This window comes from Microbulbifer elongatus (genome assembly GCF_021165935.1).
Taxonomy (GTDB): domain Bacteria; phylum Pseudomonadota; class Gammaproteobacteria; order Pseudomonadales; family Cellvibrionaceae; genus Microbulbifer; species Microbulbifer elongatus.
This window is the reverse complement of record NZ_CP088953.1, coordinates 3,760,393-3,777,693: the sequence shown is the minus strand read 5'-3', so window position 1 is coordinate 3,777,693 and position 17,301 is coordinate 3,760,393. Positions and strand designations below refer to the sequence as shown.

12 protein-coding genes are annotated in these 17,301 nt (G+C 53.1%); 11 read left to right on the top strand and 1 reads right to left on the bottom strand.

Translation table 11 applies throughout. From position 1 onward, the window contains the following. The first annotated feature begins 7 nt into the window (after positions 1-7). The 11 genes from LRR79_RS15560 (at position 8) to LRR79_RS15510 (ending at position 16,416) form a co-directional block, all read left to right on the top strand. Positions 8-1,249: a glycosyltransferase family 4 protein gene (locus tag LRR79_RS15560; RefSeq protein WP_231758087.1), complete on the top strand. Its 1,242-nt coding sequence runs from the start codon at positions 8-10 to the stop codon at positions 1,247-1,249. A 36-nt stretch (positions 1,250-1,285) separates the two neighbouring features. Beyond that, positions 1,286-2,491: a hypothetical protein gene (locus LRR79_RS15555; RefSeq protein ID WP_231758086.1), complete on the top strand. Its 1,206-nt coding sequence runs from the start codon at positions 1,286-1,288 to the stop codon at positions 2,489-2,491. A 158-nt stretch (positions 2,492-2,649) separates the two neighbouring features. Then, complete coding sequence (locus LRR79_RS15550; RefSeq protein WP_231758085.1) at positions 2,650-3,735, top strand: hypothetical protein; 1,086 nt, start codon at positions 2,650-2,652, stop codon at positions 3,733-3,735. Between the two features lie 249 nt (positions 3,736-3,984). Further along, on the top strand, positions 3,985-4,938 hold the full coding sequence (locus LRR79_RS15545) for a sulfotransferase family 2 domain-containing protein (protein ID WP_231758084.1): 954 nt from the start codon (positions 3,985-3,987) through the stop codon (positions 4,936-4,938). Between the two features lie 29 nt (positions 4,939-4,967). After that, complete coding sequence (locus tag LRR79_RS15540; RefSeq protein WP_231758083.1) at positions 4,968-7,214, top strand: glycosyltransferase family 2 protein; 2,247 nt, start codon at positions 4,968-4,970, stop codon at positions 7,212-7,214. Between the two features lie 60 nt (positions 7,215-7,274). Beyond that, positions 7,275-8,741, top strand: coding sequence for an MBL fold metallo-hydrolase RNA specificity domain-containing protein (locus LRR79_RS15535; protein WP_231758082.1), 1,467 nt, complete (start codon positions 7,275-7,277; stop codon positions 8,739-8,741). A 38-nt stretch (positions 8,742-8,779) separates the two neighbouring features. Continuing rightward, positions 8,780-9,775 (top strand): glycosyltransferase family protein, encoded by a 996-nt coding sequence (locus LRR79_RS15530; protein ID WP_231758081.1) that lies wholly within the window; start codon positions 8,780-8,782, stop codon positions 9,773-9,775. Then, positions 9,766-11,835 carry a capsular polysaccharide biosynthesis protein gene (locus LRR79_RS15525; protein WP_231758080.1) on the top strand — a complete coding sequence of 690 codons (2,070 nt, stop codon included), beginning with the start codon at positions 9,766-9,768 and terminating at the stop codon, positions 11,833-11,835. The genes LRR79_RS15530 and LRR79_RS15525 overlap by 10 nt, the downstream gene beginning before the upstream one ends. A 73-nt stretch (positions 11,836-11,908) precedes the next feature. Then, on the top strand, positions 11,909-12,940 hold the full coding sequence (locus LRR79_RS15520) for a phytanoyl-CoA dioxygenase family protein (protein ID WP_231758079.1): 1,032 nt from the start codon (positions 11,909-11,911) through the stop codon (positions 12,938-12,940). 173 nt (positions 12,941-13,113) lie between these two features. Next, positions 13,114-14,364 carry a capsule biosynthesis protein gene (locus tag LRR79_RS15515; RefSeq protein WP_231758078.1) on the top strand — a complete coding sequence of 417 codons (1,251 nt, stop codon included), beginning with the start codon at positions 13,114-13,116 and terminating at the stop codon, positions 14,362-14,364. A gap of 291 nt (positions 14,365-14,655) precedes the next feature. Next, positions 14,656-16,416, top strand: coding sequence for a DEAD/DEAH box helicase (locus LRR79_RS15510; RefSeq protein WP_231758077.1), 1,761 nt, complete (start codon positions 14,656-14,658; stop codon positions 16,414-16,416). A 312-nt stretch (positions 16,417-16,728) separates the two neighbouring features. Here LRR79_RS15510 and LRR79_RS15505 read toward each other — a convergent pair whose 3' ends face one another. Next, on the bottom strand, positions 16,729-17,277 hold the full coding sequence (locus LRR79_RS15505; RefSeq protein ID WP_231758076.1) for a cytochrome b: 549 nt from the start codon (positions 17,275-17,277) through the stop codon (positions 16,729-16,731). Between the last annotated feature and the right edge of the window lie 24 nt (positions 17,278-17,301).

The following is a 17,301-nucleotide window of genomic DNA, read 5'->3' as shown; positions in this document are numbered from 1 at the left end:
GAAATTAGTGAGAGAACAAAAAATATTGGTGATTTCTCATGGTCACCCAGACCATAGCAAGGGCGGAGCCGAAGTGGCTGCCTACAATCTATTTAAAGAATATAAGTTGCAGGGGGTAGATAGTGTATTCTTGGCTAGGACTAACCGTCCCTCTCATGGCGGATCGGCTTTCTCAACAGTAAATTCTGAGCGTGAGATCTTGTTTCATACACATATGTCGGATTTCTTTTTGTTTCAGTCTGGAAACAAAAGGCACGTGTGGCAGGAATTTCGAGCTTTATTGAAGCGCTATCGCCCTTCTGTTGTTCACTTTCATCACTATATACATATGGGCTTGGAGCTAATCAGGGAGGTGAAGAACACCCTTCCAGGTGCTCGTATTATTCTGACTCTCCATGAATATCTTGCCATTTGCGCAAACAATGGGCAGATGGTGAAGCCCGGAAAACAGATGAAACTTTGCTATAAATCATCGCCCACTGATTGTGCGCAATGTTTTCCGGACCGTTCTCCATCTGATTTCTTCCTGCGTGAAAAATATATTAAGTCAATTTTTGATTTGGTGGATCAGTTTATCTCTCCAAGTCACTTTTTGATCGAGCGATATATCGCATGGGGTATCTCTCCAGAGAGAATGCACATGATTGAGAATGGTCAGCCCAACGTGCCTTTGCCTGGACCTAGAGCGTTAGCAAAAGGAGAGCTTCGTGGTCGCTTTGCGTTTTTTGGCCAGATTAATCCTTTTAAAGGAGTGGACGTTCTTCTTGAGGCTTTTAAAGCTATCCCCGAGAGCTTGAAAGATAAAGTTCACTTGGATATCCATGGCGCCAATCTTGAGTCGCAAAGTTCTGATTTTCAACGAAAAATTCATAGTCTTCTGGATGAGCTTGAAGGCTTAGTTACACTCCATGGCTCCTATGATTCCCATGAAATGGGGTTGTTAATGGAGCAAGTTGACTGGGTTGTTATACCCTCTGTGTGGTGGGAAAACTCCCCGATGGTAATTCAGGAGGCCTTTAATCATGGTCGGCCGGTCATCGGTAGTGATATTGGCGGTATGGCAGAAAAAATAAAGAGTGAACATTTCGATTTGCTATTCAGGGCACGTAGCGGGATCTCATTGGCGAAGAAGCTGAGTGAGATGGTACTGGACGAATCTGTCTACAATGACGTTGTTGCGACATTGCCGAAGCCAATGTCGGTGCGTGAGTGTGCAGAAAGTCATTTGAAAGTCTATTTTGGGAGCTAATATTGCTCCGCTCTACGATTTTGGGCAACTAATGATATGAATATCCTACTCCATATTGGAACTGAAAAGACCGGCACGACATCAATCCAGGAATTTCTTTTTAAGAATAGATCGGTTTTGGGTGGGAACGGTTATTATTTTTTGCAGTCGCCGGGCCAGAAGAATAACCGCGCGCTGCCTTCTATTTGTATGCGGGCTGATAAGACCGATGACTTTTTCATTGAAAAAGGGGTGGTGTCGGCTGATGAGCGGAAATCTTATGAGGAGGAGTTTTTAAAAAAATTCAAGGAAGAGATAGAGACAATCCCGAACAATGTCCACACAGTAGTCTGTTCTAGTGAGCATTTTCACTCTCGTTTGACTTATGAGGATGAAGTGAAAAAGCTAAAAAATATACTCGATGGGTACTTTGATTCGGTGCAGATTTTGGTGTATCTCCGCCCTCAGGCAGATGTTGCATTGTCTTTGTATTCAACTACTTTGCGAAGTGGGAATGATGCTGAGTTCTCCGATGTTGTAGAGCGGCAGTGTGTGCCGAGTAATGAATATTACGACTATAAATCTCTTCTCGAGCGTTGGAATAAGATATTTGGTGACGGATCCGTTACCCCCAAAGTTTTTAGAAAAGATTGGTTTTATCAAGGTAACCTCTTAAGAGACTTTGCGTTCAGTATCAATGAGGCGCTCGTGGAGCGGTGTGATTTTGATGTTCCAAAAAAAAATGAATCCATAAATCATTTTGGTCAAGTTCTCATTAAGTTGATAAATAGGCATCTGCCGCGATTTCTTCCCAATAAAGGGATTAATAAGCTTAATCTTAGTTTAGGTCGCTTAGTTGCGAGTGAGTGCCCCGGGAAGGGGTTATCGCTAGGTGCGGAGGAGTACTCTGCACTTCAAGCACGTTTCGATGAGCTCAATCTTTGCCTATCAAAAGAATATTTTTCACAGGAATCTAATGTTTTCGAGTGTGCACTACCGAGTGACGAAAATCGAATGCTTTCGGAGGAGCACGTAGAGCTGCTTGATAGCGTTTTAGGTATGGTAGTCAACTCCAAAAGTGCTGGTTTGGCCTCTCCTTTTGTCGATGACCTTAGAGATGCCGCTATTTTATTGGAGGAAGTAGACGTTGAAAAATCTTATCGACTAATGAAGCTGGCAGCAATGTTTAGGCCGCGAGGCCCGAAGATAAGGGAGAAGCTCCGTAGTTACGAGAAGTTGCTGAAAGAAGCTTCAAAGGCTTGATTTACGACGGTCGAGCTGGTGCGTTTTCGTTGCGCCCAGTTTGTGCTTTTTTACAAGGTGGTTTGCCTGTTTAGGTTGAGCCGATATTTAGTTTGGCGCCATGTGGTTCTAGTGGTTTCTGGCGATCCGAGCGTTAACATCATCAGGGGATTTTAACTGTGCAGAATGCTGATTTTTCAAATTTTACATTGCTAGTCCATATTGGTGCCGGAAAAACCGGAACATCATCAATTCAAAAGTCTCTTAAGGAGGCCCGTGCTGAATTGGCCGGTGCGAAGATCGATTACTGGGGGCTTATGCTGGAGTTTGCCCCTGAGAAAAAATATGATTGGCAGAAGGCAAGCGGTACAAAGCCTTTCTTGGCTTTGGATCCGGTGGATGCGCACCGTGAGCTAGAAGATGTTTTGCTGTCGTCAATAGAGTCCAGTATCGAGGCTGGCCTTAACATGGCGATTTGGAGTAGTGAGTTTCTGTTGAAGAGGCATGAGAACATTCTTCCAGTACTTGTGAAGCTTAAACAGGTCGGTGTGAACCTTAAAGTGCTGTCTTATGTTCGGAAATACGACTCCTGGGCCGAATCAGCTTATGGGCAGTGGGGCTTAAAACATAAAAGTTACTTGGGGCCATTACGCGGATTCTCGGACTATATCAAAAGGTCCCCTGTTTCATTTTATAGTTCACTGAAGACATGGAGTGACACATTCCGTGGTGATTTCAAGGTTGTTAATTTTGATGAAGTCGAGAACGTAGTTGCAAGCTTCCAATTGGAGGCCAGAATCCCGTTTTCACTACCGTCCATTCGTGTTAATGAGAGGCTTTCAGATGAAGAGCTATATCTTAGAGCATTATTCAATAGCGCGAAGCGTAAGAAGGTAGCTGTTCGTGAGTTTGACCGGGTATTTAAGCTGGATTCTATCGATCTGACGAGAGGACCGGGGGAGTGGTTGAGTTCATATATGCCGACTGCCGACGACCTGAGATCTGTAGTCGAAGAGGCATCAGATGATATTGATTCGACTAATGCGCTACTCAAAGCTTGTGGGCAGCCAGAGCTAGACAATACTCCAATTGAACCGCGCGTCGTGAATGTCGACCCCGAAAAGTTGCTCGGATTTGCGCTTCAGATGATCGTCAGGCAGCAGTCTCAAATAGCAGAGCTATCGAGTCGCGTTTCTGAGTTCGAGAATGTTGAACCCCAAGTTGATTCGGTCGAACTTGGCGAGTTGAAAGAGCCTGTTTCCTGATTTAAGGATTACAGTGATGGTTGTGCCCCTTTTGTCCCTTAGATTGAAGGCTGTAGGCAAAACGGGGCCGCCCCAGTCACTAGAGCGCGTGAAGCTATTAGGCGTACCGCGGTGACGCATATTGTTGGTTTCAAGTTGACGGTCTATGTGCGGAATGTTCGGTGTGATTTAGTTTTTATTTTTGGTGATTTTTAGAAAGATTGCCGTTGCCGGTAATTCAAGTTTTTTTCTGAGAGGGCGCTTTCTGTAGTGGATCCTATTGTATTTATTCACGTGCCAAAGACCGCCGGAACCAGTTTTCGGTCAGGTGCGGATGCTTTCTTTGGTTCCGGGCGTGTTTGTCGTGATTACGGCGCAGAGGCCGCGGAAACTAGTGGTATCGTTCGTCAGTGGATGAACCTTTCGCCTGACAACTGGATGTTTCGAAAAGCTTTCGAGAGAGAAGGCTATCAATTGTTGGCGGGGCATTTTCACGCTGCACGTTATGTCTCCGTATTTGGTGTTCAGAGAATGGTAACGTTTCTCCGGAACCCACTTCAGCGAACGGTTTCTGAGTACACACACTTTGTTCGCAATAATGGGTTTGAAGGGACGTTTGAGGAGTTTTACCGTGCTAAGCAGAATATCAATCGTCAGTTCCGTATTTTAGGGAATTTGCCTTGGGTGGGGTTAGGTTTTATCGGTTTTACGGATCAGTATGAGCAATCGCTAAACCTCCTGAATAGAAAGTTTAATTTGGCAATCCCCGAGCTCACCGAGAATCTAAGTCGTGATTCCTATGCTGACCCATATGAAATCACTGAAGAGCAAGAAATGGAGCTGCGCAAGTTGAACGCTGCCGAGCTGCACTTTTATGGGTTGGCACGGGAGCAGTTCGAATGGCGCAAAACACTTTCAGGAATGGGCAGCTTTGTGGCAGGAGTGGTGATGAAGCCAAAAGATGGTCGTCTAGGTGGTTGGGCTGTGGCCGATGAAGGAGATGAACCGGTCGCTCTACATATCAAGATTGACGGTAAGGTTGTTGGTGAGGCCATTGCGAATGAGGATCGCCCCGGGCTTAGGGAGAAAGGGGTCAAGCGCGGGGGGTTTGTTGGTTTTACATTTGATGTTTCAGGGTATCGCCCCGGAAGTAGCATCGAGTGTTTGGTGGCTGAAACGGGGCAGCCGTTAGTGCAGTCTCCGCGGCTACTCCCGAAATCGTGATTTGTTAGAATTTTATTAAGCCGAACCTTGTGATTAGATTAATTAAGTCCATTTTCCGTAAAGACCTTCTTTCTCGCCTCCAGCCTGCCCATGATTTGCACGCGCCAGAAAACCCGGAAGGTTATCAGTGGTGTTCAACGGGAGGGGATCCCCAGTTTTTAGTCTCTCCCGGAAAGCTCAGGGCTGGCTGGTATATGATCGAGCTGCAGCTGGACTGTGAGCTCAGTGATAGTGATGCCTCTTTATATGTGGATACTGGTGACGACTTTAACGAGATCGAGAAGTATTCTTTGCCGCTGCGTACAGGTAAGCTTTCCAAACGCATTGTCTATTTCCGCAGGGCGGTATCTTCGATGCGATTTGATCCACTTGAGTGCCCCGGATTATTTTCAATCAGTCATTTCCAAATTGTTTGGCTAAGTGAATCTTTTGCAAAGAATCGATTGGTTCAACGAATTGCAAATATGCATATCCGGTACCGCGGACGGTCGAAATCCCAAGTCGCCCACGATATCAAGCGTGATTGTGAAGAACGTGAGCAAGGTTGGCTTGATTTTGCACTAGATCGTTACGGGGAAACGTTTGTCCGTAATAAACAGGAGAGAATGTATCGAGACTGGATTTCGGAAGTGGAGTCTTCTCTTGCGCATGGTGCTCCAGCCGTGTGTGAAGATGGCCCTCTCATTTCTGTATTGCTGCCTGTATATAATACTGATCCAAAATTACTTCGGGAATGTGTTGATTCTGTTTTAAATCAATCGTATAGAAAATGGGAGTTGTGCATTGCCGATGATAGATCCACCAATCCAGAGGTGGTACAAAGTTTACGTTACTTTGCGTCGTGTGATGACCGGATTAAAGTGCTGTTTCGTCAGGAGAACGGACATATTTGTGCGGCAAGTAACAGCGCATTGGAGATGGTAGTTGGAGATTATGTTGCACTCTTAGATCATGATGATGTGTTAGCACCCCACGCGTTAGCCAGAGTGGTCGAAGCGATAGATAAATCTCCAAGGGTAAGCTTACTGTATTCTGACGAGGACAAGATTGATGCTCTAGGTGTGCGGTTTGAACCACATTTTAAGCCCGCTTGGAATCCAGACCTATTGCTATCACAGAACTATATCTGCCACCTTATGGTGCTGAAAACGGAGATGATTCGAGAGGTCGGTGGGTTTCGAGTAGGGGTTGAGGGTAGTCAAGATCATGATCTTCTGCTTCGATGCCTACCTCAGCTTAGTGAGGAAACGGTAGTACATATACCCGAAGTGCTTTATCACTGGAGGGCGGCCGAAGGGTCAACGGCATTGGCAGGGGCAAATAAAGCCTACACGATGAAGTCCGGGCTACGTGCTGTAGCCGATTACTTACAGCGGGAGCGGTTATCGGCTCGCGTCGAACCCGGCCCTACTCCGAATACTTATAGCGTACGTTGGTCTGTCCCGGAGCCTGCACCGCTGGTTAGTTTGATTGTACCGACGAGAGATCGCTACGATGTTCTTCAGCCCTGTGTGGATGCAATCCTTTCCCGAACGGATTATCCCAATTTCGAATTGTTGATTTTAGATAACCAGAGCTCTTGTGCTAAAACCCTTCATTATCTGGAGGCTGTCAGTCACGACTCTCGTGTGTCCATACATCGCTGGAATTATCCGTTCAATTATTCTGCTATTAATAATTTTGCTGCGCGACTAGCAAAGGGAGAGATCCTGGGGCTTATCAATAATGATATCGAACCAATCAACGCAGACTGGCTACGGGAGATGGTAGGTCAGGCCTGTCGGCCCGAAATTGGTTGCGTCGGAGCTAAGTTGTATTACCCCAACGATACTATCCAACACGGCGGTGTGATCTTAGGTATAGGCGGTGTGGCAGGTCATTCCCACAAGTATTTTCATCGCGATGACTATGGTTATTTCTCTCGCTTACACCTTGTCCAGAATCTTTCTGCTGTGACTGGCGCATGTTTGATACTGCGAAAGTCAGTCTTTGAGGAAGTTGGTGGTCTCAATGAAGAAGATCTTGCCATCGCATTTAACGACGTCGATCTATGCTTGAAGGTGAGAGAGGCTGGCTATAGGAACCTTTGGACCCCGCAGGCAGAGCTGTACCACCATGAGTCCGTGTCCCGGGGATCAGATAATACGAATGCAAAGCGAAATCGCGCACAGCGTGAAGCGCAATACATGCGCAAGCGATGGGGAGAGCAACTGGACAACGATCCAGCGTACAACCCAAACCTAACACTGATTCACGAAGACTTCTCCCTGGCGTGATCCACGGGCCTCTATCAGGTAAGCTTGCATTTCCTAAGTAATGACCAAAAGGATTTGGCCATGTCCGAAATCGCAACGCCTTGTACGTCGTCCACAAGCCTCAATTCCCCCGGCCATTTCACCCACCACGGTGCCGTAACCGGTGTAACCGGGTCCTGTCATCAGCTGTTTGTCGATGCACACAATTCCGTACTGATAGACTGCGGTTTATTCCAGGGCGCAGAGACGTCACCTGGCGGCCGGGGGCAGCACAGTCTGCATATTGAGTTTGATATCGGCACTGTGCGGGCGCTGGTGGTTACCCATGTACATATTGATCACGTGGGGCGGATTCCCTATCTGATCGCGGCGGGTTTTCGCGGGCCAATCTATTGCTCCGAGCCTTCGGCGGAGCTGTTGCCTCTGGTGCTGGAAGATGCTCTAAAGATCGGTTTTACCCGGGACCGGGCGCTGATCGAGCAGTTTCTCGGCTATATCAGAAAGCAATTGCGCCCTCTGGCCTATAACCGCTGGCAAGCGGTGGCGAGTGATTCGGAGGGTAATCTCCAGATTCGGCTGCAGCGCGCCGGTCATATTCTTGGTTCTGCCTATGTGGAGTGTGAACTTTCTCGCCCCAAACGCCGTATTATTTTTTCTGGTGATCTGGGGGCGCCCAATACCCCGTTACTGTATGCCCCAACGGCGCCTTGGGGTTGTGATGAGCTGGTGATCGAGAGTACCTACGGTGACCGTTTGCATCAGAACCGCGCGGGGCGGGTGTGTACCCTGCAGCGGGCTGTGGAATCTGCCCTGGAAGATGGGGGCAGTGTTTTGATCCCCGCATTCAGTATCGGGCGTACTCAGGAATTACTGTACGAGCTGGAGGGCATTTTTCACACGCAGGCCGGGCGTCAGCGCGGGCAGAACCCGTGGCGGGATCTGCCGGTCATTGTGGATTCCCCTCTGGCCAGCCGGTTTACCGAAGTGTACCGGCGGCTGCGGCCGTTCTGGGATGCGGAAGCGCGCCAATTGCTCAGCCGTGGCCGCCACCCCTTGAGTTTTGAGCAGTTGATTACCGTGGACGAGCACGGTGCCCACCGCAAAGTGGTGGCAGAACTCGCCAATAGCCGGCGCCCGGCGATTGTCATTGCGGCCAGCGGTATGTGCAGCGGCGGTCGGGTAGTGAATTATCTGAAGGCGATGCTGGAAGAAAAGCGCCACAATATTCTGTTTGTGGGCTACCAGGCGCGGGGCACACCTGGTCGTGATATTCAGGCGTATGGTCCCGATAATGGATATGTGGATCTCGATGGGCAGCGTTACCAGATCGCAGCGGGAGTGGACACGATCAGCGGCTATTCCGCCCATGCGGATATGGATGACCTGTTGGATTTTATCCGCAAAATGAAAAAGCGTCCGCAGCGGGTGCGGGTTGTTCACGGTGATGATCGGGCGAAGGCTGTGTTGAAAGCGAAGATCGAGCAGGAGGGGCTGGCAGAATGTGTAGTCGTTCCCGGAGCGGGCACTTCGCGATGTGATTCGGCATAATTGGCACTTGTTCGAGCCAGATTTGAAGACTTAGCATTTTGAACGCCAATCACAACGCGCAGGCTATTCAGCATACCCGACTGCCGGAAGGTCGCTGGGTGGTGGTGGAGGAGGGGGCAAACCCCTCAACAGACTACTTTCTGCGCCCCTACCTGGAGGCCCAGGGTAATTCCGTCGAATACCGTTCTTTGGCGGATGTACCGCAAGCGGACCAGCTTCGTGACAGGCACCTGGTCTTCGTTCGCTATATGTCCAAAGGCTGGCGTCGCTTGCTTGCGGCGCACCCTGACACGCCGGCGAGTGTGCACTTCTTTGTGGACGATGATCTGTTCAACTGGTCTTCGTTTGCGCGTATGCCACTGCGCTATCAATGGAAGCTGCTGCACCTGAGTTGGCGGCACCAGCGTTGGTTGCGTGCAATGGGAATTAACCTGTTAGTGGCCACACCGTATCTGCAACAGCGATACGCACAGTGGCATCCGCAGTTGTTGCCACCGCAAGTGCCGGGATCGCTCGCGCCTTTATTGGTGCGCAATGATGCTGCGCCGTCGGACGGGGCTCCCATAACGCTGTTTTATCACGGCTCCGCGTCCCACGGTGAGGATCTCAAGTGGTTGCGCCCTGTCATTGAACAGCTTCTGTCGGCCAACGGGCAGATGGTGTTTGAGGTCATTGGTAATGCGAGCGTCAATCGGCTGTTTCAGGGGTTGCCGAGAGTGCATGTGCTGCATCCCATGAAATGGAACGCTTACCAGTCCCTACTGCTACGCCCAGGGCGTACCATTGGATTGGCACCGCTGTTGGACCTGCCATTTAATCGCGCCCGTGCCCACACCAAGTTTCTGGATATCACCCTGGCGGGTGGTGTGGGTGTGTATGCCGCCGGGCCGGTGTATGGCGGTATCGTGCGCCACGCCGAGAATGGTTTGCTGTTGCCGATGGAACAGGACGTCTGGATCGAACGGATCTTGGGGCTGGCGGCCGACAAGGGTGCGCGCGCGCGGATGCTAAGTGAGGCCCGCTCGTGTCTCTAGTCGGTTTTTGCTCCCGCGGTCTCAAGCGCATCCCGTATCTGGATACCCTGCTGGACGCGTCCAGCTACTGGTTTGCCCTGCGGCCCAGCCAGGGCACCACCCATATCGCCGGTTGGGGACACAAACCCACGGCGGCGCGCGCGCGCAAAATTGCCGCGCGGTCCGGGCTGCCATTTATCCGGCTTGAAGATGGTTTTCTGCGTTCTTTCGGGCTGGGGGTCGGGGGCGCCCCCCTGCACAGCCTGATCGTGGATCACACGGGAATTTATTACGACGCGAGCGGCCCCAGTGACCTGGAGAATCTGATCCTCGCGGCGGCGTTTTCCGAATCGGAGCTGAGCCGCGCCCGTGCCGGGATCGACCTGCTACGGGAACACCGTCTGTCAAAATACAACGGTGCACCGGATACACCCGTCACCTGGCCCGATGACCGGCCGCGGGTGCTGGTGATTGACCAGACCTTTGGCGATGCGGCGGTCACCTGCGGCGCTGCGGATTCGTCGACGTTCACCCGTATGCTTGAGACGGCGATCGCGGAAAACCCAAACGCCGAGGTGGTGGTGAAGGTACACCCGGACGTGATTGCCGGCCATAAACGTGGATACCTGCTGGATGCGGCACGCACCCACAATTGCCGGGTGTGGTCGCAGGATATCAATCCCTGGGCGTTACTGGATGCGGTAGACCGGGTCTACGTGGTAACCAGCCAGTTTGGTTTCGAGGCATTGCTGGCCGGCAAACCGGTGCGCTGTTTCGGTCTGCCATTTTTTGCCGGTTGGGGGCTTACCGAAGACGCACAGAAATGCCCGCGACGTGGTCAGGCGCGGTCTCTGGAGCAGGTGTTTGCCGCGGCCTACCTGCGCTATTGCCGGTATATCAACCCGTATACGGGCAAACGCTGTTCCCTGGAAGACACGATCCGTCTGCTGGCGGAACAGGTGCGCCGACATCGCCTGTTGGCCGGCCCCTGGCTCGGGCTCGGTTTTTCGCCCTGGAAGCGAAAGTTCGTGCCGGATTTTCTTGGCCGCCCGGGGCAGATGCGTTTTGTTGGTGGCGATGCGAATTCTGTTCCCGACCAGGAACCCGGTACCCGGGCGGTGGTTTGGGCCAGTGGGTTACGCAATGCCCAGAGAGAGGTGTGTGCAAAATTCAGGTTGCCCTTATGGCAATTGGAGGATGGTTTTTTACGCTCTGTGGGGTTGGGCTCTGACCTGGTGCGGCCGCTCTCGCTGGTGTTGGATAGCCAGGGCATTTATTACGATGCGTCGCGACCGTCTGACCTGGAGTCGATTCTGCGTAATTCGGAAATCAGTTCGGAACTGCGCACGCGTGCTGCGGCATTGCGCGAGCGATTGGTTTGCCGGCAGTTAAGCAAATACAACCTGTCCGGCCAGGAGGCGAAACTGGTGCTGCCAGAAAATCGCACCATTATTCTCGTGCCCGGGCAGGTGGAGAGCGATGCGTCGATCGCAAAGGGCTCGCCCTGGTTAAAGAGTAATCGCCAATTATTGACGCAGGTGCGTCGTTCAAATCCCCAGGCCTATGTTCTGTATAAACCGCACCCGGATGTGCTGGCCGGCGGCCGGGTAGGGGAACTGGCTGCAGATTCTGGCGAGCTGTACGACCAGCTGCTGACCGATGTGCCCATGCCGGCAATCCTTGAACAGGTGGACGAGGTGCATACGCTGTGTTCTCTGAGCGGATTTGAGGCGTTGCTTCGGGGAGTAAAAGTGGTCACTTACGGGTTGCCGTTTTATGCCGGTTGGGGGCTGACCGAGGACCGCTTGTTGGGCAATGGAGCCAATGCCGCACCCGATGGCCTACTGGAGCTTGCGGCCGTGCGCCGTTGCATGAAGGCGCGAGGTCGCAGGCGTACCCTCGATGAACTGGTAGCGGCCACCCTGATTCTGTATCCCACTTATGTGGACCCAAAAAGCGGCGATATTGTGGATACAGAAACGGCTGTGCAGATTCTGGAGGCGCAGCGCGCCAGATCAAACCCGCGTGGCTGGGAGCGCGGACTCTACCGGTTGGTGCGCAATCGCTTCTTTAAACGATGAGATTTTAATAACACTGAATGGGCCGAGGCGGTTGTGTACCGGGAAGCAGCGGTGTCGGGGGATTGGAGGGCTCGTGGGTTCGAAATCTGTTAAAAAGCTTGTTCTGTTACCCAAGTGGTTGCTGGAGTTGGTGTCCTGGGGCAAGAGCTTCAAGCACAACCCGATTATTGGCAGCTACTGGCTGAATCGGTGCGGGTTGCATGTGGGGCGTGTCGTGATGGCGCATCTGCTGTTCCGTTTTCGTCTTTTTTTACTGTCCCCGCTGGTATCGGCGGCGGACCGCCGCCAATTCCGCAAGTACGGGTTTATTCTGAAACGCGACTTCCTGCCTGCCGCGGATTTCCAGCGCCTGGCGCAGGAATTGCACGAATACGAGGGCGCCGTACGCGAGTTTGTGGAGGGTACGACACTGACTCAGCGGCTGTTTATTACCGGCGCTGAGCGTGCGAAGATGCCTGAAATGCGGGCGCTGGTTGAAAATCCAGCACTTGATCGCCTGATGCGCTACTGCTCGTCCAAAAACCGAAGGCCGTTATATTACATTGAGAACCTGTGTAATCAGGCCAATGTAGTACCGAGGCCCGATCCGCAACGGGATATGCACGCGGATACATTTCATCCCTGTGTAAAGGGGTGGCTGTATGTTGACGATACCGATCGCCGGAATGGCCCCTTCGTCTATGTTCCCGGTTCCCACCGCTTGAGCTGGCGACGCCTGCGATGGGAGTATCGCCAGAGTCTGGAAGCCAGCAAGCAGGGGGCCGCACGGGATCCTGCGCGCTACTGGGACGGGTCCTTTCGGGTAAGTACCACAGACCTTCAGAAAATGGGTTTACAGCCGAAAACCTTTCATGTGCCGGCAAATACGCTGGTGGTGGCCAATGTATACGGCTTCCACCGCCGGGGTGAGGCGGCCGAACGCTCGCATCGCATGACCGTATGGATGCAGGCACGGGACAATCCGTTCAACCCATTGTTCACGTTGTGGCCGAAATCGACGGCGCGCGCGTTTGAGTGGGGCTGGTCCAGGGTGCTGCAAAAACTGGATAGTGCACGACTCGCGAGTGGAGAGCAGCGAAGCTATAGCGGGCGATTTTCCCGATAGCTCTAACGAGCCATTTTGAAGCGAGACATGTTTCACTCTGTGCGATATAGTTTCGCACCTTAATTGTGCTGTGAATAAGAATATTCGATTTTCATCGGCCAATTAATATCCAGCGGTATTTTTTGCGCCCCGCTAAGTACTGATAAGTACATTGGGGTGGATTGGGGGTGGGAATGACAGGGATCGTATTCTTGCAGGGGCCGCACGGTCCATTTTTTGCGCGGTGCGCCCGTTATTTCTCTGCGTGTGGTATTGCCACGCACAAGATCAATTTTAACGGCGGAGATCGGTTCTTTGCCTGGGCGGATCACCAGGTGGACTACACCGGTGGCCGCGCCAGTTGGCCGGAGTATTTTGCAGGCTACCTGCGCCAGAATGATATTCGCTCCGTGGTGGTCTACGGTGATTGCCGCGAATACCACCGTGACGCCCGCTCAGTCTGTGATCAGCTGGGGGTGGCTTTCTGGGTATTTGAGGAAGGATACCTGCGTCCGGATTTTGTGACCCTGGAACAGGGCGGTGTCAACGGCTTTTCTCCCACGGACTGGGCCCCAGAAACCGTTCGACGTTACCAACCCCACAACCGTAGCACCAATGTGCATATTGGCCGCACCTTCTGGCAGCGCGCCTATTTCGCGGTCGCCTATTACATTTCAGCCAGAATCGCCCAGCGAGAATTTCCCCATTACCGTCACCACCGCCCGCGTAACTGGCTTCAAGAGGGTATCTGCTGGCTAAAAAGCGGGTACCGGAAAGGTGTGTACAAGCTCACTCAGCGCAAGTATCTGCGCGCGTTGACGGGGCGTCATAGCGGTGAGTTTTATCTGTACGCGCTGCAGACCCAGGATGATTTCCAGATCCGGGAGCACTCGAATTATTCGGGCATAGAGGATTCTATTGGCGAAGTCGTCCGTTCGTTTGCTGAAGGCGCTGCCCAGAATGAACTATTGGTGATCAAGCACCACCCGATGGATCGGGGGTTTTGTCACTATGGCGGCTTGATTGAGCGGCTGGCTCGCGCCCACGGAGTTTCCGGGCGGATTGTGTACTGCCATGACCTGCATCTCCCCACCCTGCTGGATCACGCCAAGGGGCTTATCACCATAAACAGTACGGTCGGTATATCGGCACTGTTGCACGGCGTGCCAACCATCACCCTCGGCCGCGCTCTGTACGACCAGCGCGGATTGACGCATCAAGGTGGGCTTGATGGCTTCTGGCGGTGCGCCCAGCCCGTGGACCGTGAATTGTTTGAGGTGTTTCGCACCTATTTGTATGAGCAGACCCAGCTGGATGGTAGCTTTTTCAGGAACCTGGACCACGCGGTCGCACTCGCCTGGGTGCGTATGTCTCCCTCTCTGGTGGCTGATATCGAAAGTGATGCCGCTGAAGTTGCCGGCGAGAAAGAATACGCGGCGGCGTGACCTTAGGCTTACCCGGTCAAAAAATAAACTGGCAGTCTGCTGTCAAACTGGTAGACTGCGCAGCCTTTTGTCCCCCCAGCCCTGATGTGGCCACCAGCGGGACAAAAGATGTATTGGGTAACAGACCTCCTCGCCACAGGCCCCTGTCTCAGAGTTGAAAAAGCTTGAAATAGCCGGTGCTATTAATGGGCTTCTTCGCCTTGCCCAGCAATCCTCCGCCGTGCGCTATGGTTACCCTTGACGGGTCCTGTGGCCCGGCCCGGCCTTATGTACATTCAAGTGAACTCCAATATGACCGATACCCCTACGGCCACTGGTTTTGACCAGTTGGGCCTGCCCGCTGAAATTCTCGACGCTGTCACCAAACTTGGCTACGAAACCCCGTCCCCCATCCAGGCGCAGACTATTCCGTCACTGCTGGAAGGCCGCGACGTGCTGGGCCAGGCACAGACAGGAACGGGCAAAACAGCGGCCTTTGCGCTCCCGTTACTGGCGAGCCTCGACCTGAAGAAAAAGCGTCCCCAGGCACTGGTGCTGGCGCCAACCCGCGAGCTGGCCATCCAGGTGGCAGAAGCCTGCCAATCCTATGCGGCCAATCTGAAGGGGTTCCACGTCGCTCCGATATACGGCGGTGCGGACTACCGCGGCCAGATCCAGCAGCTGAAGCGCGGCGTGCAACTGGTTGTGGGCACCCCCGGCCGGGTGATGGACCATATGCGTAAGGGCACCCTGGACCTGTCCGACCTGAAGACCCTGGTACTTGACGAAGCCGACGAAATGCTGCGCATGGGCTTTATCGACGATGTGGAATGGGTACTGGAGCAGATTCCGGACGAGCGCCAGATTGCGCTGTTCTCCGCCACCATGCCCCGGGAGATCGCCAAGATCGCCCGTGACCACCTGGACAACCCGGTGGACGTGAAAATCAAGGTGAAAACCGAGACCGCCGATACCATCCGCCAGCGCTACTGGCCGGTAGGTGGACTGCACAAGATGGATGCGCTGACCCGGATTCTGGAAGCCGAGCCGGTGGATGGCACCATTATTTTTGTGCGTACCAAGAACGCCACCGTAGAGATCGCCGACAAGCTCGCCGCCCGTGGTTTTGCCAGTGCCGCCCTGAACGGGGATATGGCGCAGAATCTGCGTGAGCAGGTGATCGACAAGCTGAAAAAAGGTCGCCTCGATATCGTGGTCGCCACCGACGTTGCCGCCCGTGGCCTCGATGTAAAACGCATCAGTCACGTGATCAATTACGATATTCCCTACGATACCGAAGCCTATATTCACCGCATCGGCCGTACCGGTCGTGCCGGGCGCGAGGGCGATGCCATCCTGTTTGTGGCCCCCCGCGAGCGCCGTATGCTGCGCGTGATTGAAAAGGCCACCAAAAAGCCGATTGAACGTCTGGAGCTGCCTACCGCCAAGGCGGTGAACGCGTCGCGCATGGAAAAATTCCGTCAGCGTATCAGCGATACCCTGGAAGGCGACAGCGATCTGGCCCCGTTCCGCGATCTGGTGGAACAGTTTCTTGCCGATAACGAAGTCGATCCGCTGAACGTGGCCGCAGCCCTCGCGGCTATGGCACAGGGCGACCAGCCGTTGCTGCTGGACGAGCGCGAACCCAAACAGCGCGACTTTAATGATCGCGATGACCGCCGTGGCGACCGCGACGATCGCAAGCGCAACAAGCGCGAGCGAAAGTCTTTCGACAAAGAAAAGCACGTTGGCCCGCCGGACGAAGGCAAAGAGCGCTTCCGCATCGAAGTCGGTCGCGAACACGGTGTGCGCCCCGGCAGTGTTGTGGGTGCCATCGCCAACGAAGTGGACCTGGACAGCTCCTACATCGGGCGCATCGAGATCTACCCGGACTACACCACCGTGGATCTGCCGGAAGGCATGCCCAAAGAGATCTTCCAGCACCTGAAAAAAGTACGCGTAAACGGCCGCCCCATGAATATCTCCAAGTTTGCGGAGCAGGGCGGTAGCGGTAAGGGCGGCAAGCCGCCGTTCGAGGCCAAGAAACGCAAGCCGAAAAAACCGCGGGATTAAGCCTCAAGCGTCATGCCGGCGAATGCCGGTATCCAGGGAAGCGAAGCTCCGCACTTCGAATCATCTGGATCCCGGATCAAGTCCGGGATGACACGCTCCCGTCATGCCGCAGGCTCCCGTCATGCCGGCGAATGCCGGTATCCAGGGAAGCGAAGCTCCGCACTTCGAGTCATCTGGATCCCGGGTCAAGTCCGGGATGACGCGCTCCCGTCATGGCGCAGGCTTCCGTCATACCGGCGAAGGCCGGTATCCAGCCAAACAAAAAGGGCACCGCTTGCGGTGCCCTTTTTGTTTATCCGAAATTCATACCTGCTATTTCGTTTTCCCAAACGGCAACATCTGCCGCAAGGTATTGTCCTTGGTGCCAAAGTGATGCCACAGTGCCCCGCCAATATGCAGTACCAGTAATACCAGCAGCGCGTTCCACAAAAACTCCTTGTGGATAAATGCCAGCTGCTTTGCCAGATCGATGTTTTTCTCCACAAACGACGGCAGATCAAACAGCCAGAACAGCGGTGTATCGCGGCCGGCGAACTGACGCATCATCAGTCCGGACAGGGGCATGCCGATCATGATGATGTACATCAGGCTTTGTACAAGTAGCGATACGGGTTTCTGCAGCCCACTGCCATAGAGAGTCGGGCGCCCATGGGTGGCGCGCCAGTAGAGGCGGAACAGGCCCAGGAAGAGTACTGAAAAGCCTAGAGAGAAATGCACCACCATCCACCAGCCGCGCATGGGGTCGCCTTTCTCATAAAACTCGTGCAGCTCGACGGATGCCCAGGCAAACAGAATAAAAAAGGCAATCAGCCAGTGCAGTGTTTTGAGTGCTTTGCTCCAGCTATTGGGAGTGGAGGCCATAAACTTCCCCTTATGGTGTTCGTT

What these genes read in the sequence shown, in the direction of transcription:
- LRR79_RS15515 (WP_231758078.1), top strand. Translation starts at nt 13,114, where the DNA reads ATGACAGGGATCGTATTCTTGCAGGGGCCGCACGGTCCATTTTTTGCG.
- LRR79_RS15535 (WP_231758082.1), top strand. Translation starts at nt 7,275, where the DNA reads ATGTCCGAAATCGCAACGCCTTGTACGTCGTCCACAAGCCTCAATTCC.
- LRR79_RS15505 (WP_231758076.1), bottom strand. Translation starts at nt 17,277, where the DNA reads ATGGCCTCCACTCCCAATAGCTGGAGCAAAGCACTCAAAACACTGCAC.
- LRR79_RS15510 (WP_231758077.1), top strand. Translation starts at nt 14,656, where the DNA reads ATGACCGATACCCCTACGGCCACTGGTTTTGACCAGTTGGGCCTGCCC.
- LRR79_RS15555 (WP_231758086.1), top strand. Translation starts at nt 1,286, where the DNA reads ATGAATATCCTACTCCATATTGGAACTGAAAAGACCGGCACGACATCA.